Genomic DNA, 22200 nt, shown 5'->3' with positions numbered 1-22200 from the left:
CATGAAGCCTCTCTACCGTAACGTGTTTCTGGCCATCGGCGTGGTGGCCATTATCATTATGCTCTGCACTTCGGACCTGTCCTATTCGGAATTATGGGACAACGTCCGTCGGGCGGGATACTGGTTTCCTGCCGTCATCCTCTTATGGGTCTTTCTCTATCTGGCCAACGCCTGGTCGTGGTCGGTCATCATCCACGACGGGGCGGCACCGAAAGTGCCTTTTCTGAAGATTTATAAGTACACGATCAGCGGTTATGCGCTGAACTACGTCACTCCGGTGGGACTTCTCGGCGGCGAGCCTTACCGTATTATGGAACTGACACCGTACGTAGGGGCGGCCAAGGCGACATCCAGCGTGATTCTCTATGCCATGATGCACATCTTTTCCCATTTCTGTTTCTGGACTTTCTCCATCCTCCTTTACTTGTGGCTCTATGGCCGGGAGATGTCGGCCGGAATGGCGGTGTTCATGGTCGTCTGTTCCGCTTTCTGCGGTACGGGCATTTACTTTTTCCAGAAAGGATATAAAAACGGACTGGCCATGAAAGCCTTGCGCCTGTTGGCCCACATACCCGGATTGAAGTCCCGTCTGCGGCGGTTCATCGACACGCGGGAAGAGTCCATACGGAAGGTGGACAGCCAGATAGCCGCCTTGCATGCACAGCGCAAGTCCACGTTCTATCTGTCGTTGTTCATAGAGTTCGCCGTGCGGGTGGCCGGTTGTCTTGAAATCCAGTTCATCTTGTTGATACTGACCGACCATGTTTCCTTTTGGGATTGCGTGCTGATACAGGCATTCACGTCGCTTTTTGCCAATTTGTTTTTCTTTATTCCGATGGGGATGGGCGCGCGTGAAGGCGGCTTCGCGTTGGCTGTGGGCGGACTTTCCCTGGCCGGCGCATACGGTGTTTATACCGGTTTGATTATCCGCTTGCGGGAATTGGTGTGGACGGCCGTCGGTTTGCTGTTGATCAAGTTGGGCAACAAGTCTGCTTAGTTTTTCTTAAATTAATACGGTTAAAGTTGTGTCCCACGGGATTTTTTATGTAATTTTGTCGACAATCGCATTTGGGTAGAAGATATGAATACATCCGACGTTCAGGCACAGAAAAGAAGATATGGTATCGTGGGCAATTCGGAAGGGTTGAACCATGCAGTGGACATTGCTTTGCAAGTGGCCAAGACGGACTTATCCGTATTGATCACCGGAGAGAGCGGTGTGGGAAAGGAAATCATTCCCCGTATTATCCACGACAACAGCCTGAGAAAGACGAAGAAATACTTTGCCGTGAATTGCGGTTCCATTCCTGAGGGAACGATAGATTCCGAACTGTTCGGTCATGAGAAAGGAGCTTTTACCGGGGCGATAGGAGAGCGCGAAGGCTATTTCGGGGCGGCCAACGGAGGTACGCTGTTTCTCGATGAGGTGGGAGAGCTGCCCTTGGCCACGCAGGCACGCTTGTTGCGTGTGCTGGAGACGGGCGAATACATCCGGGTCGGTTCGAGCGACGTGCGCAAGACGGACGTGCGCATCGTGGCGGCTACCAATGTCAACATGGCGCAGGCCATCCGCGACGGCCGTTTCCGCGAGGACTTGTTCTACCGCTTGAACACGATTCCCGTCAAGATGCCGGCTCTTCGCGAACGGGGAGACGACGTGGTGCTGCTCTTCAAGAAGTTTGCGATGGACACGGCGGAAAAGTATAATATGCCGGATCCGGTGGAACTGACGGAAGCAGCCCAGGAAAGGCTGAAAAGATATTCGTGGCCGGGAAACGTCCGCCAACTGAAGAACGTGACGGAACAGATTTCCATCCTCTCCCCGGAGCGGATAATTACTCCTGAAATCTTGTCCGGTTATATCCCCGAAGATCCGGTGACGCATGATATTGTGCCGTTGAACAAACGGAACGAAGGCCATAGTTTTGAAAACGAACGCGAGTTGCTGTACAAGATACTTTTCGATTTGCGCAACGACGTGACGGAGCTGAAAAAGTTGGTGCACGGGCAGCGGGTGGAGCGTGAGCGGTCTTCTGCCCCCCAGGTTGTCGAACAGCCGATAACCTACTATCAGCCGGATATCACTTATCCTGTGGCTCACGCAGCCAAAGGAGCGGATGAATTCCAGACTCCGGAAGAGTATGTGGAAGAGGCTGTGTCGTTGAACGACGTGGAACGCCAGATGATAGTGAGGGCTTTGGAGAAGAACCGGGGCAAGCGTCGCAAGGCCGCCCTGGAACTGAACATCTCCGAACGGACGCTTTATCGTAAAATAAAGGAATATGGTTTGGATAAAGAGGATCTTTAAAAGCAAAGCGGTCGGGCTTCTGTCTTGTGTCTTTTTTTTGGCGGCCTGTTCCATCTCCTATAAATTCAACGGGGCATCCATCGACTATACGAAAACCAAGACGATACAGATTTCGGCTTTCCCCATCCGTTCTGCATACGTATGGGCGCCCATGCAGTCTATTTTCAGCAACCAACTGACCGATGTCTTTGCCCGCCAGACCAAGTTGAGGCAGGTGAACCGTAACGGGGATTTGCAGCTTTCGGGCGAGATTGTGGAATACAGCCAGTTCAACAAGGCCGTGTCTGCCGACGGGTTTTCGTCGCAGGTGCAGTTGAAGATGACGGTGAATGTCCGTTTTGTGAATAATGCCAACCACAACGAGGATTTCGAACAGAAGTTCAGCGCCACGTCCCAGTATGATTCGTCGCAGCAACTGACGGCCGTACAGGAAGAACTGGTGACCCAGATGGTGAAGGATATTGTAGACCAGATATTTAATGCAACCGTAGCGAATTGGTAAGGATATGGATTTGAACTTATCGGATTATATCAAGCATCCGGAGAAACTGGATAAGGAAACGTTGCCCCGCCTGGAAAAGCTGGTCGGTGACTATCCTTACTTTCAGCCGGCCCGTCTGCTCTATTTGCGCAATCTGTACCTCTTGCACGATGCGGCTTTCGACCGGGAGCTTCGTCGCGCCGCCTTTTTTCTGCCCGACCGTAAGGCCCTGTTCCGTTTGATAGAAGGCGTAAACTATCGGTTCGAACCCGTCAAAAAGTATCAGACGAAAGCCGAGAAGGCGGGAGAGGTGGAAGAAGACCGCACCTATTCGCTCATAGACAATTTTCTGGCCAACTTGCCGGAGGAGAAGCCCCACCGTCCGAAACCGGTGGATGCCTCTACAGACTATATGGCATATCTGATGCAGAGCGAAGACGCTCCCGATACGATTACGGCAGTGCCCCGCATGCAGCATCAGGAACTGATAGACGAATTTATCGGGCAAGGGGATAAACGCATCGTACTGAATCAGGATGCCGACAGCGAGTTGCAGACTCCCGCTCTTCCCGCCGAGGGCGAAAACGAGGAGGACGAGGACTATTTTACCGAAACATTGGCTAAAATTTATATAAAACAAGGCCGATATACCAAAGCGATGGAAATTATAAGGCGGTTAAGTTTGAAATATCCAAAAAAAAACCGTTACTTTGCAGACCAGATTCGTTTCTTGGAGAAATTGATAATAAATAATAAAAATAAAAAATCGTAAACATGTACACAGTATTGGTTGTTCTCATCGTCATTCTTGCCATTCTGATGTGTCTGGTTGTACTCATTCAGGAGTCCAAAGGTGGAGGTCTCGCTTCCAGCTTCTCCGCTTCCAATCAGATTATGGGCGTGCGCAAGACGACGGATGTGATTGAAAAAGTGACTTGGGGATTGGCTGCCGCCATGGTCGTATTGAGCGTGGTTTCGGTATTCTTCATTCCCAAGGTGGCTACGGAAGAGTCTGCCATGATGAAGGCGGCCACCGAGCAAAAGGCCGTAAATTCCAACAACTTGCCGGGATTCGGTGCCAGCCAGCCGCAGCAACAGGCTGCTCCGGCCGGACAAGCTCCGGCACAGCAGGCACCCGCGCAATAAGGCGGAAGCCGGTCGTTTGACGACGGGGGAGGGGCGGAAGCTTTCCTCCGGATAATAAAAGACAGAAGTACAAAAGAACATAAGGAGGGTATCGATTTCCGCAAACGGAATTTGAAAAATTAAACCTTATGTTCTTTTGTATTTTTGTCTTTCTTGTTTTTGTTCACGTACTTTCAGGCCTTCCATCCCACACCAGAGTTTTTCAAAAAATATCCTTCATCTTTCAGGTGCTATGGTAAGAATCTCATAATGTTTGTGTTACGGGATGAAGGATGTTTCAGGTATCCTTCAGCCGTGCTTCAATTCGTTCTCAGCCGAATGATAAAACGTTTGGCTGAGAACGATAAAAAGTTTGGCGCAGAACGTTTTGTCGTTCTCAGTCATGAAGGAAAGCTGAAAGATGACCCTTTTATCCTTCAGCCCGTAATATGTTGTATGACAATGTTTTATCATATAACCTGAAAGATGAAGGATATTTTTTGAAAAACTCTGGTGTGGGAGTGTGAAGAATAAGAATAATATGATGTTTATAATGTTTTTTAAAAAAAATATCGAGAAAATTTGTTTGTTTTGTTTATAACCTCTATATTTGTCCTGTAATATTATCCAAATGAGATGATGAAAAACGAACTTGCATATAGAAACCGGAAAGGCACCACGCTGTGGAGCCCGTTGTCGGTAGCGGTGTGCAAGGACGAAAAATATCGTTTTTTGGATATTTTGTGGGGTAAGGTATGTGTTTTTAATTGTATTTTTAACAAATTATATTTGGCTGTTCCAAATATTTGTGTAAACACACACACACACATGTAATATCTTATTGTCTTTTGTGGGTAAGCCCCGTGCCGTTCCGGCATGCCGGGCGAAGGGCATATTGTCCGCTTTCTTCCGGAAGCGGGCTTTTACGTATATTCTATAAACTGAAAACCATGATGAAGAGCAAACGACTTATCTTATGTTTGCTGGGGCTGTGCGGTTGGTTCGTTGCCGTTCAAGCACAGACCGTAGCGTTAAAGACGGATTTGGTGAACTGGGCTACCGCTTCGTTGAATCTGGAGCCGGAGGTAAAGGTGGGGCGCAAGTCTACGATGGCCTTGGGGCTTTCGTGGAATCCCTGGACGTTCTCCGACAACAAGAAGTGGCGCCACCTGCGGGTGCAGCCGGAGTACCGTTACTGGATTTGCCGCCCGTTCGGCGGACACTTCCTGGGGCTTCATGCTTCTTACACGCGGTTTAACGCCGGAGGGGTGAACCTGCCTTTCGGCCTGTGGCCCAAGTTGGAAGACCAGCGCGTGCAGGGTAATGAATGGGCTGTGGGGCTGGGCTACGGTTACCATTGGATTCTGAGCCGTCATTGGAGCCTGGAGGCCGAGTTGGGGTTGGGTTATTCTTTCGCCGACTTCGATGCCTACGAGTGCCGCAAGTGTGGCGACAAGTTGGAAGAGCGCACCACCCACCGTTTCGTGCCCACCAAGTTGTCCGTGTCTTTTATTTATGTGTTTAAGTAAAGCCAACAGAGAAGATGAAGAGAATCAATGACATACAAGCATGGATGGGGGCCGCGGCCTTGTGCCTGTCTTCCTGTCCGTTGTCGGCCCAACAGGTGGTGCCGACGGGAGAACCCGTGTTGTCGTGGCAGGACAGCACGCAGCTCAAAGTGGCCTTTTCCGTGGCTGCCGGCGATGTGGAAATCACGTCGGACGACCGTCTCATCCTTACGCCGCGTCTCACTACGAAGGCAGGCGATACGCTGACGCTGCCTCCTGTGGAGCTGGCCGGCAAGCGCAACCGCCGTTATTTCGACCGTCGCGCGGCCTTGCGTGGCGAAGAGCGTGTCGCTGTGGCTGCTGCTGCCGACACCTTATATTATAATAAGGTGGTAGGGGTGGAGCCGTGGATGCGTGCGTCGGCTCTTTCGCTCACAGTGGACTGTGAGTTTGAGAACTGCTGCGATGTGCGGCCGCTGGCTGCGCTCGATTTGGGCGCCACGCGTTGGTTCACGCCGAAACCCAAGGCGGTCATGCCCGTGCTGAGCGTAGCCGAGCAGATTGCCGTACGCGAACCCGTGCTGAAACCCATCAGCGAATATAAGCCCTATACGCGGGATATCCCTTTGCGTAAGATGAAAGACGCACTTTACGTGCACTTCCCCGTGGGTAAGTGGGACTTGCGCGAAGACTTCCGAGACAACGAAGCCACGCTGGCCCGCATCGTGGACATGATGCGGCGCGTGAAGGACGACAAGACCTCCTCCATCGTGAAAGTGGTGATTGTGGGCTTGGCCTCCATCGAAGGCTCCGTGGCTTTCAATGAGCATCTGGCCGGACGGCGTGCCGAAGTCTTGAAAGATTATCTCGATGCACGGGTCGATATGCCGGACGACGTGTATGAAGTGGTGGGCGCGGGAGAAGCCTGGGCCGACTTGCGCGATGTCATCGCCGAGAGCGATCTGGACGAGCGTCAGGAGCTGCTGCAAATCATCGACAACACGCCGGACGAGAACCTGCGCGAGCAGCGTATCCGCAAGCTCAACGGCGGACGGCCTTACCAATACCTGAAACAGTCTGTCTTTGCCGACCAGCGTAATTCGGGATATATCCGTGCCTACTATGAGGCCGTGCCGGACAAGGGGGCGGAGGCCATCAATCGTGCTGTGGCGTTGGTGCGCGAGGGACGAGACGCCGAGGCGGTGACGCTGCTCGAACCGTTGGCCGACGAGCGCAAGTGGAACACGTTGGGCGTGGCCTACTTCAAGACGGGACACCGGGCGGAGGCTGTGGAATGCTTCGAACGGGCCGTGAAGGCCGGCGACAGCGAGGCCGCAGGCAACCTGGAGGGTGTACGGGCCGTGGAAGGACGATAATTACGAGATTTTCTAATTATAGAGTTATTAACTTTTTATTTATTCATTAAATTTTAGAATTATGAAAATGAGAAATGGAATGTACTTGTTTGCTGCGGCAATCGTGGCCAGTACAATGGGATTGACTTCTTGTTCAAATGAAGAGGAAGTTGTTGGGGGTGCTCCCGAAGTGGCAGCGTCTAAGGTGACAATGGGTGTGTATGCCAGTGGCATGCCGAGTAAAAGATTGGCTGCTGGTGATGTAAACTTGGACGGAACGGTTCAAAGCATTACAAATGTGACGGTAGTGCCTGTCTTTAATGGGACTTGGCAGACTCCTATTAATTTGGGTTCGATTACAGCGGGGACAAAGCAGAGCAATGCTCAGTCTGTAAACTTGTTGAAGACAGTCAACGAATTCTTAGTTTATGGTAATGTTGCCAACGTGGCTCAGGGAATGACTTTTACTGCAGAAACTGCCGGAATTACTGGCGAAGCTGCAGCGGCGGATTACAAGAAACCCTATGATTTGACTTATTATGCGGATATTACTAAATTTGCAACTTCGTCTACGTCAGTTGAGGATAATTACAGCTATTGGCAGCTTGGAGATTGGAATGAAAATGCTACAACGGTTGGCGACGCCAAGGCCATTAAATTAAGTGGTGTGAAGTATGCCATGGGTGTGCTTGCTGCCGGAGTCCGTACGACTTCTACTTTTGTAAAAGACGAATTTTCTACAGTGGAAGGTCAAAATGAATTGAATGACGGGAATTGGGCAACTGAAATTAACGCCAACATGACATTGACTGGTATTGTTATCGAAGGTCAACCTGCAGAGATGGACGCTAAATTCAATCAGACTGGTTCCGTTAAGGTATTTGAAGCTCCTGCAGATGCAACTTTGAAGGAGAATAAGATTGAGTTTACGGGGGCAACGAATGATGAGCCTCTGAAAGTCATTGGTGCCAATTTCTACACAGTGGTGGCTCCTGAAAATGAGGAGAATATAGTTGTCAGCTTCAGATTCCAAAATAACACTGGACGTACATTGACTTTGCAGACAAAAGAAACTGTTGCAGATAAAGGATTTGTTTATTATTCAGTGAAGTTGGCCAAAGATTATAAAGGCAATACAGAACGTCAAATCTTTGAAGCAGCATATACGACTTTGTTAAATGCTAACATCACGGATTGGGGTAAAGGAACTATCACTCCTCCTGAGAAGACAGACGTGTTTATCGGTGTTGAGTTCGAAACTGAGTGGAGCAAGGGTATTGCTTACGATTTGGATATCTAAAAAAGTAGTTTCCTTCCCTGGTGGAGGACAAATCCTGTGGCGCATAGCGGCCTGACAGCCGCTGCGCCGCAGACTCATCGCAGCGCGGATTGTGCGGCCTTGTGCTGCGCGGCAGTCCGGGGCGTGCAGCCGCGCTGCTTGATTTTAAAACCAATGAATTAATTTGAAAGGTGGCTTTTATGAAACCTATGAAGAAGATAGATACATATATATATAAGTTAGGACTATGGGCCGGGGCGGCTTTGTCGTTGACGGCTTGTGTGGACGAGGATTTGTCCGACTGTCCGCCCAATGTAGAGATGAGGGAAATTACGGTGTCCTATCAAATCGACTTGCAACACGGCGTGGATCCCGAGTTCGAGGCCGAACTGCTGTCCCTTCATCTGGGTTTCTGGAATTCGCCGCAAAATCTTTACCGTGACCTTGTGTTCCAGCCCGAAGACATGCCGGAGGAACTGTTTTTCAAGGTGACGCTCCCTGTGGACAACTACGACCACCTGGCCGTGGCCAACCACAACAACGACCGCGTGGGAGGCGGTCTGCACACGTTCGACAACGTGTTGGAAGACGTGGTGGTGGACGAAACGCCCATCTCCCCGGACACCATCAAGGCTTTGGCCTATCCGCCTTTCTCCGGCGTGCTGAGCATGCGGATGGAGGAAGAAAAGACGGAACATTACACCGTATTGATGAGCCCGGTGGTGGGCAAGGTGAAACTTCACGTGAACCACCCCGAGACGATGAGAAACATCAAATGCTATCTCTCCCGCACGCAACAAGGATTCTTGTGCTGGGAGGACGCTTACATCAGCAACGACCGGCTGAGGACGGACGCATCGGACTTCAAAGTGACCGAGGCGGCACGGCTCACCGAGTTTGAATTCTACAGCTATCCCTGCACCGGCGGAAGCGTGTACCGCAGGGCGGAAGGCGAAGGCCACTGGAAGCTGTATTTCTATTCCGAATGCGAAGACAGAACCATACAACATATATTCACCGTGGAAGACCCGATTCGGGCCGGACGTGTGCTGGAAGCCACGTTCAACATTTCGGACGGGAGCGGCGAAGCCGTAGACGTAACGGCCGGTGTGGAAATCAACACCGACTGGAAGCCTGGTAACGATTACGACCAGGAAATGTAAACCTAAGGAAAGAGAGGAGAAACAAGATATGAAAAAACATTGGAATAAAATCTTGGAATGGGGGTTATGGCTTGTGGTGTGCCTTCCTCTTTTTGCGGCGTGCAGCGACAATGATGAAGGCCCGGGAGCGGAGCCGGTTCGTGAGAAGGATTGCGAAGTGTCGGTGGGTATCAGATTGGATATTCCCGTGCTGAAAGATATGGGCGATCCGGGTGAATCACCGGGTGACGATGTGGCCGATTGGGATAAACTGGACTTATTCTTGGTGTACGACTGGGGACAAGTGTTGCAATATACGCTGACAAAAGAGGAACTGGTGGCCGCTAACCCTCATCCGTTTAATGCCTATGCCGGGACGTTGAAAGGGCTTTATGGGGTGGCTTACAAGACAGTAGCGGGTGCACCGACTGTGTCGGCCTCGAACGAAGAGGCCATAAAGAACTTGAGAACGGCACGGTTGAGTAATATCACAACTCCTGAGGATAAAAAGGCTTATATGCTCAGCTTGTTCAGTGGGGCGAAGCTTGCGAGTGGGGACGCGCCAATGGAGATTAAGAAAGACGAAAGGACGGAATTGCACATCATATTGTCGCGTCTGATTACGAAAGTGGACGTGCAATGGGATGTGGAAGACGCTTATGCGAGCGGTGTATATACCAAGGTGAAGATGAACGAGATTGAATTTTTCGGTTTGGACAGCGGGCTTTTTTTCCCGGAAAATGAAATACAGCAATTGCCTTCTCTTGGCGATGCGAATGACATCTATAAGTCTGCCTATAAAGCGAACAGCCCAATCAGCGAACGCAACGGTCGAACCTATTTCTATACTTTTCCGGGCGTGGCGAACAAATTCCGTTTTATTGTGGATTACGCTACAAATGAGACTCCGAAGGGGAGCAAAACCTATATCGCAACTTTCAATGACAAATTGGGACGGGCTACTTGGCATAAGGTGAATTTCACCGTAAAAGGGGAAAGTTTTACCGGGGATGGTAATATCTCTCTTATCCCGTCTACATCGACATCAAAATAAAAACCATAAATATACTATAAGCATGAATATATTGTTAACATATCTGTCAAATCGCAAGAAGGAGGGAACAAGGTTTCTCGGCACGCTTGTGTGTCTGTGTGGGCTGATGTCCACGCAAATGGCCATGGCACAGGATTTTTATGTGACACCGGATGGAAACGCCCCGGTAGATTACAACGGGTTACCCATTGATGGGGCTTGGTCAAGTACGGATAAAGCAAAATTGGTCACCCTCGAAGAAGCTTTGCAGCAAGCGCTGCCCGGCGAAGAAATCTGGGTGCAGGGTTTCGAGGAAATCCGTAAAAATAGTAACGAATACCGACAGGTTTATTTGGCTCCTAAAGAGGGCTGGACGTTGAAGGCCGGCGTGAAGCTTTACGGCGGTTTCAAAGGAAATGAGACTTCTTTGGAGCAACGTGCAACTTTGGGTAAAGCCTATAATTTCGCATGTCGCTCTATCCTTTCGGGCGATATTAGTATGAACGACACGATCGACCATGTCAATTTGATTAGCTCTTCCAACGCTCTTCGTTCGGACAATGCAGAGCATGTGTTGACGATGAACCTCAATAACAGCGTTGCGAACAATATAAACGATGCCGTTTCCGTTTTGGACGGTTTTACGATTGTGGGCGGTCATGCCTCAGTGAATGGTGGTGGTGTATTGGTGACGGGACATGAAACATACTCTTGTGCTTACCGTATAGAACGTTGTTTCTTCTTTAACAATTATGCCGTACAGAACGGCGGAGCTATTTATGTGGACGAGAAGGCGGGAAAGGTTACCAGCAGCAATTCTTATATTAACCAATGTGTGGTATATAATAATGAGGCCGGATTGATAGCGGAAGTGGCCAACAAAGGCGGCGGTATTTACATCGCCGGTAAGGGTACTGTGGTCAACACCTCGATCTTCAACAACGAAAACGGCGGAGTGCGTATTTCTCCTGATGCGAGCGTGCTTAACTCTACGATTGCCCGTAATACTGTGGCAGGTGTGGACCTCACGGATAATAGTGGTAAAAATGAGAATGCTAAGGTCGTCAATACCGTAGTTTGGGGCAATACCACGTTGTTTTCTGAGTTTACTCCCGGATTTAGAAATTCTTCTTATCACGAGGTTGAGGGTGAAGGCTCCAATCGTGTGGATGTTTTTGGAAATGTATATGTAAGCGACAAGAATAATGACCGTTCGCAGGCATCGCCTTTTTTTGCTTCGCCCTCTTTGAAAACGAGTTTCGACCGCGATTTCAACTGGCTTTATAATGCTTATCCGCTTTGGAACTGGCAGGCACTCGAAGGATCTGCCTTTATCGACAAAGGCCAGGATGATGCCTATGCTTCGGCAACGTATGGAGGCTATGATTTGGGTGGAAGTGCGCGAACAGTGGGCAAAGCGACGGATATCGGTGCATACGAGTTTCAGGCTGTGCCGGTCGACCGTATCTTGCGTGTAAAGCCGGATGGAGATGACAGCAAGAACGGCTCTGATTGGGGCAATGCTCTTAAAAGTGTACAGGCTGCCATTAACAAATTGGCGGACGGAGGCCAAGGTGGAGAAGTATGGGTGGCAGCCGGTACTTACCAGCCTTCAGTTTATATGAGCGGTGAAAGTACCGACCGTTCGGCGGCTTTCGTCATGAAAGATGGCGTGAGCGTGTATGGCGGGTTTGAAGGGAATGAGACCACCAGAGCTGAGCGGGATAATAAAAAAGGAAGCATGCCTTGGCAGTACAAACATTCTACCGTGTTTGTGGGGAATGCCTATGGAGGAGCTGCAACGGGCGGAGGAAAATGTGAATATAATACGGCTGATAATAAATGGAGCGTGACAGGCAGTAATTCCAATCACGTGGTATGGTTCGCCCAACCGGACGGTACTGCGTTCAAGAATGTGACCGTGCTCGACGGAGTGACCATCAAAGGAGGGTCGGCTCAGGAGGCTAAAGGTACGAAAGAAAATTTCTTCGGCGACCGCGGAGCCGGAGTCTATATGGCCGGAAATGCAAACCTTACAAATTGCGTGGTGACGGAGAATGCAGCCACGGGAAAAGGTGGTGGTGTATACCTTTATGGCGGACGCATCATCGGTTCGTTGCTGTATAATAATGAAGGACAGCAGGGAGGAGCCGTTTATGTGGACAATTCCGGTATCGTGCTGCGTTCCATGCTGACGAATAATTCGGGTTACGACGGGGCTGCCGTCTATATGGTTTCCGATACGGAGTGGACGGACGGTAGCATGCACCCCGAATATCAGATATTGTCTACGTCGGTGGTGAGCAACAATACGAGCCGCCACAACGGTGCGGTCTATTGTAACCAAGGAGGTGTGATGCTGCAAACCACGATGGTCAACAATGTCTCCGTGGGTACGGTGGACCCTGCCGACAACGAATCGGCACAAACGGGCGGACTGTATGTGAAAGGTTACAGCCTTTCGGTTAATTCCGTATTGTGGAACAATCTGATTAAGGAGAGAAACGTGCCGATGTATGCCGTGAATCCTACGGTGAAGACCGTACGTTTCTTCAATACGGCAGTGTCGGGCATGAACAACTCTGTATGGAACAATACGCTCCAACAGGACATGGTGTCTTTGAGTGATGACAACTCTTCTGATGCAGAAGGGGTTATTACGCCTGATTTTGAACAGAGCGGCATGCCCAGCCAGGGAGGAGTGGACGCGAACTTGAAGAAGGTGGAGTATTATTGGTTCCCGCAGAAAGGTTCTAACTTGCGTTCTATAGGTTTGGAATTAGGACGTTTCCCCGAGGAAGTGGTATTGGCTCCCGAGTTGGATATCAAAGGGGATCTGTTTGCTCAAAAGCCGAGCGTAGGAGCTGTGATGACGAAAAAAAGAACCCTTGAACATGAACCGGATAATAAGGTATGGCGTCTTTATGTCGATGTAAGTTGTACGGATGCAGAACACGACGGAAGTTCTTGGGCTAAGGCTTACCGTTCGATCAACGAAGCGATAGAATATTTTGCCAATGTGCAGGCGACGGACGGAGTTGAACGGTTTGAGATTTTGGTACGTGAAGGCGATTGCTATCCGCGTTACAGTTTTACTAATCTCGACCCCAAGACGGCTACTATCAATGTGCTGAAAACGAGTTTGCCGTTGGTTATCAAAGGCGGCTATCGCGTAGAGGATGGCAGTGCTGCACGCAAACCTTTGGAGTACCGTTCCGTGATAGACGGTAATCCCAAAGGCAAGGCTTTGGAGGATGGGTTATACCATTGTATCACAGTGGCCGAAGGTGCCAATGTGGAAATCGATGGTTTCCATGTCGTGGGCGGTTATGCCGTGTCGAGCACATACAAGTCCGGAGCCGGTATGCTGGTGGGCAAAGGGGCTACGGTAACGGTACGCAACACGGTTTTCGAAAACAATACGGCCGTGGAGGCTGCGGCTATTTCTGCACAAGACGGCAGCAATTTGACGTTGGTGAATTGCGTGGTGAACAATAATACGAATACGACGGAGAGTGCTTCGGTTATTGCTGCAAACAACTTGACGATGCATTATGTTACGGTGGTGAACAATAAGGGTGCCGCACCGGGAGGAAATTATTCCACCTCGTTCAGTGCCGGAAATACGTCCGGAAGAGACACGCAAAGTTTGAAGACGTCATCGGCCGATGGGGCCAAGAACTTTGCCAATCCGACGAATGTGCAGGGAGCTACTTTAGGCTATGATACGTATTTAGGAGGATATTCAGAGTTCCGTCCGCTGACCAGTTCTACGGATGCGGCCGTTTTGATTAATCAAGCCACGGCGGTAGCGGGTGTCGCCGAAGACATCTCCGGACGGGGACGTGACTTGGGAGGTATACCTGACTTGGGAGCGTACGAGGCTGATTTGCCGGAGAGTGGTACGGTATATTATGTACGGAATACCGGTAAAGATACCGATGGCTATGGTCTGTCGTGGGAAAAACCTTTTGCCACAGTACGTAAGGCTGTGGAAACGGCGGCTGGTATCAAACTTCCGAATGGAGCGAGGCCGCAGGTGTGGGTGGCTGCCGGTACTTATGAGCAAGACCCTAAGAGCGGCTCGCAAAACTGTTTTGAGATTTTGGAAGGAGTGAATGTATACGGTGCTTTCCCAAATAGCGGAGCACCGGGTATGGACGAACGGCATCCGTTTGTTTCCAAATTCGTATATCATGACGGGACTTACAAGGCGGAAGATTATGAAACGATTCTCATGCCTAAAACGAAAGACCAAGCAACCACACGCCGTGTGTTAGGACAGGCCGACAAATACAATCCGATAAATGCAAGTAGCATATCTTATGAATATGTAGGTGCAAATAAAGGTGATTATATAAAAGCAGAAGAGCATTATGAGGAGGCTTCCGGTGGCGGCTATGTATGGTCGCAGAACGGTGGAGACTATGTAGAGGCAGTACAGGGCATTGCCAATTATGTTTATGTTAATATTAATGAAGATGCCTATTATCAAACAAGTGCAGGAAATGGGACGTATAAGCATTGTACGGCGTCAGAGAGAACGGCTTATTCCTATAGAACCGGGTCTTATTGGAATGGTGGTTTTGAATATTATGTAGAGAAGTTTTTTGTACAAGTAGGAGTTGGTTTTGGAACCCATTCTATAACGCAGGAAGGAGGAGTTGTATTTGATGAACGTTGGTATAAATATACGGAAAATGAAAACGGAGAGTACGTGGAATTTAATCCAAAAGAGGCATATTATCTGGCTGCTTCGAACTTGTCAACTCACAGAAAGGCGGAGGAGTCGAGATATTATTCCACATCGTCTCCTGATTTTGCCACTCCCGGAATTTGTACGCATATATTGACCAAGCCCGGCTATAACGAAGTGGGTGAGGGCAAAGGTACGCACAAGTATGTTTCCGGTGGTGAATATATTTATGTGGGAACGGGCAAAGGCGACTATCAGATGGCAGAGAGTTCCAATCGTTTTGGAACGCCTACAACTTGGGATGGTTTCACACTGACAAACGGTTATATCAATTCAAATGAGATAAGTTATTTGGGTGATAGCGGAAAACGAAACGGCGGTGCCGGAGCGTTGATATTTACCAATGTGACATTGGCCAACAGTATTGTGACCGACAATATAAATTCCAGTACCAATACGAATAAGGAATTGCGTGGTGGCGGTGTGTATTGCGACCAAGGTTCCCTTGTAAACTGTTATATTACGAATAATACCTTAGGACGGAGTAATCAGCATACAGCTTATGGTGGCGGAGGATATTTATACGACGGTACGGCTTATAACTGTGTTGTCAGTGGAAACAAAACAGTTGGAGTGCATGCGGATGGCGGCGGTTTCTTCATTGAGAACGGAGAGTTCTTCAATAATACGGTAGTAGGAAATAGTACAGAACACACAACCCGTGGAAATGGCGGTATTTGTGTGTACCATGATGACAACAGCGACCCGAACGGCAGACTTTTGTTGTATAATTGTATTACTGTTGGAAATACTGGGTATAAAGGGTTGACCGGCGATAAGGATTTGGCATCGAATGCAGGAAAGATGGCTTGTTACAATTCCATTTCCGAGAAGATTGATAATTACGGAACACAAATAGAGTTTAAGAATTGTAAGAAAGGGAATATTGAGCTGTTTGAAAATAGCGTAGTCGGAAATTATCATCTGAAGGCCGGATGTATAGCCTTGAATATGGGTGAAAATATTATTGAGATAGATGGTAATACGATAGACTTGTTCGATTACACCGATATGGATTACACCGACCGCGTGAAAGACTGTACGGTGGACGCCGGTGCTTACGAACGCAAGAATGAAGATATGGTTAAGCCTGATGATAAAGGAGTGTATTATGTGACCTTTAACGGTAACGGTACGGCAGACGCTTCTTCTCCGGCTAATGCAGCCTGTGCCATGAAGTTGCAGGAAGTGCTGAATGCGGCAGGACAGCGTGTGACAGAGGGTAATACGGCGATTGTGAAGATTGCCGGATATGAAAGTTATACTACTGTGTATCATTCCAATACGCTGGCTAATCCGAACGATCCGAAGAGTTACACGTTCGTGATTCCGGAAGGCGTGACCGTGATGGGCGGATATAATGAAGGTTCTTATGTGGGCGGTATATATCAGAATGATGGAAACTGGAATGATGACAATCGCAACGCTGCGCAATATATGACTGTGTTGAGTGCAGTGAGCGATGAGGCCGGAGGCCGTCAGGCGGTGAACGGTTATCATGCCGTACAGTTCGGACAGGATGGAACGGCTGCTTTGGATAAACAGACGGTGCTTGACGGAGTCTATTTGGAAGACGGTCTGGCTACGGCTTCTTCCGGTAGCGGTAGTTTCAACACCCGTGGTGGCGGTGCCGTCGTGCCGAAGGGGGCACACATACGCAACTGTGTGGTTCGTAACAACGAAGCCATCGAAGGCGGCGGATTGTTCGTGTTGCCCGGTGGTATGGTGTCCGGTTGCGGCGTAATGCAGAACAAAGCCGATAAGGGGGCCGGTATGTACTTGTCGGCTGAAGATGGTGTGACGAAAGATAATCGTGCACATGTTATTTCGGGTACAGTAGTAGAAAACGAGGCTGCCGAAGTAGGCGGAGGTTTTTATCTGGAAGACGGTGCTGCTCTGACGGTCAATACCGTAGTGTGGGGGAATACAGCTCCGAGTGACAAGAATATCAGTGGTGTGACGGATGAGAAATTTGAGGATGCTTTGTTTGGAGGCATTGACACGGAGGAAAATGGAAAAGGAGGCTTCTATCCGTTCAATAACTGTTTCGTAGAAACTTATGAGTTGCCGGGTAATTACGGGAACCATAAGATGGAAGCAGATAAAGATCTTTATTTTAAAGGTTATTACATCCCGCGTCCGTTCTCGCTGTTGGTGAAAGGAGGAACCACATCGGTATTGCAACAGGAATTGCAATCGAAAAATGAAGTTGCTGCTTACGATATGCAAGGAATTTCTCGCATACAGCAACAGGGAGCACAGGATTTGGAGAAAATAGATGCCGGGGCTTATGCTTATTTAGGTGGTAGTATGAGAATGCCGAGAAATGAAGGTGAAATTATTAAGAGAATCTTTGTGTCGCTAACGGCAAATGTTGAATTGAGCAATGAAGAGGCTGGACGGGAAGATGAATTGAAAGGATGTTCATTCTATACGGGACTTGCTTCTTTGGATGAAGCCTTGGATTATATTAATAAGGTAAGGGCGACCGACTTTGGCGAGGACACGGATTTTGAGATATGGATGGCTGAAGGGACTTACAAGCCGCGTAATGCACGTAAGGACGCTGACCCTGAAACGGGTGAGCCGAACCAACGCCAGAATTCATTTGTAATTCCGCAAGGTGTGCAGATCTTCGGTGGATTCTCGGGAGAGGAAAATTATTCGTATGGGTTGGATAAACTATTTAATAAAGGTGAACTGAAGGACTTAAAAGAAAGTACTGATGCGGACATCTTAAATTTATTGGATGCCCGTGAAAGCGGAGACTTGAACTCGAATGGTATTACCGAACCTTGGGAAATGGCACACCCGACGATTCTTTCGGGACATGTCAATCTTTCGGCCAAGGAAAAGAACGTTTATCATGTGTTGTATAGCAAAGCTGATGCGCAGGTATCTGATTTGGGAGGTGTGACTCTGGATGGATTGACCATTATGGATGGTGAGACTTACAACGTGATGAAAGGTCGTTCGGAGGTAGGCCGTGGCGCCGGTATTTATACCGTAGGCGTAGATTATAAGTTGGTTCGTTGTCGTTTGCTGAATAATAAGGCTGTGCGTGGAGGTGCTGTGTATGCACTGAATGCGAATGTAACATCCGTAGGGTCGATCTTTGCAGGAAACGGAACGGTAGAAGATGCAGAAATAGGCAATGATGTAGATGAAAGTGAAGGATGGAATATTCGCGGCGGTGCACTCTATTTAGCTGGAGCAGATAAAGCCTATTGGTTGAAAGCTGTCAATACGTTATGGGCCAATAATGGTACGGACATAGGAACGGAGGACAACCCGTCGTGGGGCGGTGCTGTTGCGGTGAGCGGTATCGGAGAGGTCGACTTGATGAACAATACTTTTGTACGGAATAAAGCAGGACAGTATGCGGCTGTTTATGTGGAAAGTACAAGCAACAATGCAAGTAAAATGACAAACACAGCCGTGTGGGGTAATGAGTGTGCAGGTAATCCTGTTCATCTTGCGACTACGGGTATCAATAATTCGGCCTTTGATGTAGAACTTGGTGTACAGACTAATGGTTTTGTTCTTCTTGACCAGGAAAACAACGCTGTCAATGGTCCGCGTTTCGACGACCCGTCTACGGTGGCCGGAACGGAGGGAAATAAGGTTTCTGCGAAATGGGAACCGGTAGCGATTTCCGTGTTGGTAGATGCCGGTGATGGTCAGTTGGCTGCGGCAGAATCGGATATGACTCAGGCTACTGGGGCATATAAGGAGTGGATGACAGGTGACTTTGCATCATATAATACTTTATATATGAAAAGTACTGCTTCCCGTTATGCCGGTCCGACAGGACCGGACGGTAAGCCAATGGTTAAGAAAATAGATATCGGTGTGTTCGAGTATCAGTATCCTGAGAAACTATCTGATCGGGATATCGTGTATGTGGCTACTACGGAAAGCGGAAAGCGCGACGGATCGAGCTGGGACAATGCTACTTCCGACTTGCGTGGGGCGTTGAACGCCATGGCCAATGCTACCGGTGGTTTGAAAACTGAAAAAGAAGTGCATATCAAATCCGGTACGTACACTATGGGGAATAACTTGATTGTGGGTGACATAGCTTACCAAATCTCCATGAGCGGAACAGATAATACATATGTATCGGCATTGACCGTAAACGGTTCCTATAACGAATCCGGTATTCAGGATTTCGGTGAGCCTACGGTGTTGGCAGGAGGCGGCAGTGATAAAAGTGTCACCTTGCTGAGTGTCGCTACCAACGGTAAGCCGGTGAGTGTTTCCGGTCTTTCGTTCCAGAATGCCCGAGGAGGATTAAATGCTACGACTTCGGGGAACGGTAAGCTTACACTGAAAAATTCTGCTTTCCGGAAAACAGGCGAATTCGGCATGAAAATATCGGATGCAGCCGATGAGGGGGCTTTGATAGCCAATACGCTTTTTGCCGATGGCGAGACAGGATTAAATGTTGTTTCGAGCAGTCAGGTCGAGGTGGTGAATGCCACGTTTGCTAACAATAATGTAGCGGGTATCAACGGTTCGGCCGAAGTGTATAACTCGGTGGCATGGAATAGCGGAACAGCCGGATTTAGTGGAGCTACTGCTGGCAATGGCAATAAAGTGTTGAACGCTGAAAATACAGATCTGGAGAACGGACCGAACTTCGTGGATCCGAATAATGATGATATATTGAAGCGTGACTACAACATTCGACCCAGTTTTACGTTGCTGAACCAAGGTCGGAATGAGTCCTATACCTCACATGTGGCATCTGATTTGGGTAGTGAACAGGATTTGGCCGGAAAGCACCGTGTAGTAGGCGAGAGAATCGATGTCGGAGCATACGAATATGCTTCGGAACTGAGTCAATACATCTATGTGAAGCAGGGTGTGGCCGGCAGTGACAACAGCGGAAGCAGTTGGGAACATGCCATAAGCGACTTGCAGGGAGCTGTGGATTTGGCTACGGTTTATGCCAATACTTCTTCTGGAAACAATGGTTATGTGTTTGTGCATCAGAATGTGGAAAGCAACGAGCAGTTGCATTTGACTCGTGGCGGTGTGAAGGTGTACGGAGGCATGAATACCGAGACTGTGGCAGAGGATAATTCGGTGGAAAAGGTATTAATGGCTCGTAGCGGATTGTTGGAAACTGCCGACCGTTCTGCCCTGAAGGGAGGGGTAACTGTCTCGGGTGCAAGCGTGGTGGACGGCTTTGAGGTGTCGGGTACGTCTTCGGTAGAGGGCAACGGTATACTGGGCACTTCCATCCTGACAGCCGGAGCATCGATACTGGTTGGTACAAATGGTATTTTGTATAATACCTTGGCTGACGGGGCAACTGTGAATGGTGAAGGAAAAGCCGTGAATGTGACAGTTGTGAACAGCGGAAGACTTACAACCGGCCAAAAGCAAAATGTCGTCCAGAATGGTTCGGAGAATGGCTATGTAACGGACGGTTACTGGAAATACCAGTTAAAGGAAACAGACGAAACGAACATAGACAAGGGCTCTGATGATGGTCTTCAAGCGATAATGACGATGGTCGGCCACGAGAAAGATATTGCAGGTAACAAGCGTATCCGTAATCAAGTGGATAACGGCTGCTTCGAAACTTGGAATATCGTCGGCGGAGAGGGTGTTAACTTCGCCACGGTGACTGACGATGACTATCCGCACGGTAAGTCTGTGGTTTATGTCCGTGAAGGCCATGAACTTCGATTGGAGCGCGACTATGCGGCTTCCTCACCGTTCAATCCGGGCTTCCTGTTGCTGGAACACGGCGCAGGCCTGTGGGGCAACGGTAAGCGAGTGGATTTGAGGAACTTTGCAGCCGAACGTAAGTTGACAGCCACAAACGGTTATAAGGATTTGGTAGCCATGCCGTTCCGCCTGAAGGAAATGACCGTGAACGGAAATGACGGGCTCGAGGCAAGCAACGTGAAAGCTTACAGGTATAATGGTCTGGAGCGTGCGAAGTATGACTACAAGTTCGCTTCGAAAGATTCTAAGGCTTGGCAAGACGTTTCCGCCGATTTGTCTGCCGTGACGGAAGGCTTGCTCTTCGAAGCACAAGGTAGTCCGGTACAGGACGTGAAACTCCGTTTCTATGGTACAAGCTATGAGGAAGACGGACAACCGAAGAATGTCGTGTTGCAGAAGTATAACTTCAACAGTCCTTGGAGTTCGTCAAGCGACACCGGAGACAAGTTCACCCACAAGGAGAATATGAGCTGGAATCTCTTCGGTTCGCCTTACCTCTGTACGATGAACTACGAGGATATGGAATACGGCCGTGTGATTTACGGTTATGCCAATAACGGATATTACACGGATGGTATGGGGGCTGATGGAGAGCGTACACAGGGCAATATCCCGGTGGGCAGCGCAGTATTCACCCAGACGGCGACCCTGAAAGAGACGGAAACATTTACGGTGGGCATGCGTAAGGCAGAGATAGACCACAACACGAGGAGTACGAAGTTGGCCTTGTATGTCGCTTCCGCAGCCGGTAAGCGTGGCCTGGAGGAAAACGACGGCATCTATGACGAGTTGCAGTTGACGGCGGTGCCGTCGGAAGAGGCCTCAACGGAATTCGACTTGGCGCGCGACGGTGTGAAATGGATGAACGACAACGGCGAACCTGAGATCTTTGCCGTACGCGACGGCGGACGTTATTCGTTGCTTTCGGCCATCGACCGTGAAGGTACGATAGGCGTGGGCGTGAGCCTGCCGGAAGCAGGTATGTATTCCATCGGTATTCCGGAAGATTGCGAGGCCGAAGATTATGAATATGTGATGCTGAAAGATGCAGCGACGGGCAAGGCTGCCGACCTGAAAGAAGGGGCTTACTCGTTCCGGACGGCGGAAGCGGGAGTTGCTGAGGGACGCTTCACTTTGAGTTTCAAACGTATGGATGCAGACCAACGGCATGCGATATATGTGAAGTCCGGCATGGGCAAGGCCACCGTGTTTGGTGTGAACGACGGCGATGTCGTGACCGTGGTGACGGTAGACGGTAAAGCCGTGGCTGTAGAGGAGGCTGTCGGAAGCGAAGTGACTTTCGCACTGGCAAAAGGAGCTTATCTCTTCAAGGTGGCCGGTGCAGACGGACGGACTACAGTGGTAAAAGCCATGGTCCGATAGAGGATAGTGGATTTTAAGGTTGGTGAAGCCCCTCGCACGGTGAATGTGTGAGGGGCTTCTTATTTATCTTATTGGGTGGTTTAGGCCG

At 49.3% G+C, this 22200-nt stretch carries 11 protein-coding genes; all 11 read left to right on the top strand.

The window, feature by feature from the left end; translation table 11 throughout:
- Position 1: 1 nt before the first annotated feature.
- The 11 genes from HMPREF9441_RS07410 to HMPREF9441_RS07350 all read left to right on the top strand — a co-directional run bounded on the left by HMPREF9441_RS07410 (position 2) and on the right by HMPREF9441_RS07350 (position 22112).
- Positions 2-997: a lysylphosphatidylglycerol synthase transmembrane domain-containing protein gene (locus tag HMPREF9441_RS07410; RefSeq protein WP_008619765.1), complete on the top strand. Its 996-nt coding sequence runs from the start codon at positions 2-4 to the stop codon at positions 995-997.
- An 84-nt stretch (positions 998-1081) separates the two neighbouring features.
- The gene (locus HMPREF9441_RS07405) at positions 1082-2308 is read left to right on the top strand and encodes a sigma-54 interaction domain-containing protein (RefSeq protein ID WP_008619763.1); all 1227 of its coding nucleotides are present in this window, start codon (positions 1082-1084) and stop codon (positions 2306-2308) included.
- Positions 2283-2810, top strand: a complete 528-nt coding sequence (locus tag HMPREF9441_RS07400) for an LptE family protein (protein WP_008619761.1) — start codon at positions 2283-2285, stop codon at positions 2808-2810. The genes HMPREF9441_RS07405 and HMPREF9441_RS07400 overlap by 26 nt, the downstream gene beginning before the upstream one ends.
- A gap of 4 nt (positions 2811-2814) precedes the next feature.
- The gene (locus HMPREF9441_RS07395) at positions 2815-3561 is read left to right on the top strand and encodes a hypothetical protein (protein ID WP_008619759.1); all 747 of its coding nucleotides are present in this window, start codon (positions 2815-2817) and stop codon (positions 3559-3561) included.
- Positions 3562-3563: 2 nt separating this feature from the next.
- On the top strand, positions 3564-3935 hold the full coding sequence (secG, locus tag HMPREF9441_RS07390; protein WP_008619758.1) for a preprotein translocase subunit SecG: 372 nt from the start codon (positions 3564-3566) through the stop codon (positions 3933-3935).
- A 929-nt stretch (positions 3936-4864) separates the two neighbouring features.
- Positions 4865-5443, top strand: a complete 579-nt coding sequence (locus HMPREF9441_RS07375; protein WP_008619755.1) for a DUF3575 domain-containing protein — start codon at positions 4865-4867, stop codon at positions 5441-5443.
- 14 nt (positions 5444-5457) lie between these two features.
- Positions 5458-6798, top strand: coding sequence for a tetratricopeptide repeat protein (locus tag HMPREF9441_RS07370; RefSeq protein WP_008619754.1), 1341 nt, complete (start codon positions 5458-5460; stop codon positions 6796-6798).
- 61 nt (positions 6799-6859) lie between these two features.
- On the top strand, positions 6860-8077 hold the full coding sequence (locus tag HMPREF9441_RS07365; RefSeq protein ID WP_008619752.1) for a hypothetical protein: 1218 nt from the start codon (positions 6860-6862) through the stop codon (positions 8075-8077).
- Positions 8078-8256: 179 nt separating this feature from the next.
- Entirely contained in the window at positions 8257-9219 is a 963-nt protein-coding gene (locus HMPREF9441_RS07360) for a FimB/Mfa2 family fimbrial subunit (protein ID WP_008619744.1), read from the top strand.
- A 28-nt stretch (positions 9220-9247) separates the two neighbouring features.
- Positions 9248-10252, top strand: a complete 1005-nt coding sequence (locus tag HMPREF9441_RS07355) for a hypothetical protein (RefSeq protein ID WP_008619743.1) — start codon at positions 9248-9250, stop codon at positions 10250-10252.
- 22 nt (positions 10253-10274) lie between these two features.
- Positions 10275-22112, top strand: a complete 11838-nt coding sequence (locus HMPREF9441_RS07350) for a right-handed parallel beta-helix repeat-containing protein (RefSeq protein WP_008619742.1) — start codon at positions 10275-10277, stop codon at positions 22110-22112.
- Positions 22113-22200: the final 88 nt, after the last annotated feature.

The organism is Paraprevotella clara YIT 11840 (genome assembly GCF_000233955.1).
GTDB classification, from domain to species: domain Bacteria; phylum Bacteroidota; class Bacteroidia; order Bacteroidales; family Bacteroidaceae; genus Paraprevotella; species Paraprevotella clara.
The sequence above is the reverse complement of the archived record's forward strand: the minus strand, read 5'-3'. Positions and strand labels throughout refer to the sequence as shown.

What these genes read in the sequence shown, in the direction of transcription:
- HMPREF9441_RS07375 (WP_008619755.1), top strand. Translation starts at nt 4,865, where the DNA reads ATGATGAAGAGCAAACGACTTATCTTATGTTTGCTGGGGCTGTGCGGT.
- HMPREF9441_RS07395 (WP_008619759.1), top strand. Translation starts at nt 2,815, where the DNA reads ATGGATTTGAACTTATCGGATTATATCAAGCATCCGGAGAAACTGGAT.
- HMPREF9441_RS07405 (WP_008619763.1), top strand. Translation starts at nt 1,082, where the DNA reads ATGAATACATCCGACGTTCAGGCACAGAAAAGAAGATATGGTATCGTG.
- HMPREF9441_RS07355 (WP_008619743.1), top strand. Translation starts at nt 9,248, where the DNA reads ATGAAAAAACATTGGAATAAAATCTTGGAATGGGGGTTATGGCTTGTG.
- HMPREF9441_RS07400 (WP_008619761.1), top strand. Translation starts at nt 2,283, where the DNA reads ATGGTTTGGATAAAGAGGATCTTTAAAAGCAAAGCGGTCGGGCTTCTG.
- HMPREF9441_RS07360 (WP_008619744.1), top strand. Translation starts at nt 8,257, where the DNA reads ATGAAACCTATGAAGAAGATAGATACATATATATATAAGTTAGGACTA.
- HMPREF9441_RS07410 (WP_008619765.1), top strand. Translation starts at nt 2, where the DNA reads ATGAAGCCTCTCTACCGTAACGTGTTTCTGGCCATCGGCGTGGTGGCC.
- HMPREF9441_RS07365 (WP_008619752.1), top strand. Translation starts at nt 6,860, where the DNA reads ATGAAAATGAGAAATGGAATGTACTTGTTTGCTGCGGCAATCGTGGCC.
- HMPREF9441_RS07370 (WP_008619754.1), top strand. Translation starts at nt 5,458, where the DNA reads ATGAAGAGAATCAATGACATACAAGCATGGATGGGGGCCGCGGCCTTG.
- secG (WP_008619758.1), top strand. Translation starts at nt 3,564, where the DNA reads ATGTACACAGTATTGGTTGTTCTCATCGTCATTCTTGCCATTCTGATG.
- HMPREF9441_RS07350 (WP_008619742.1), top strand. Translation starts at nt 10,275, where the DNA reads ATGAATATATTGTTAACATATCTGTCAAATCGCAAGAAGGAGGGAACA.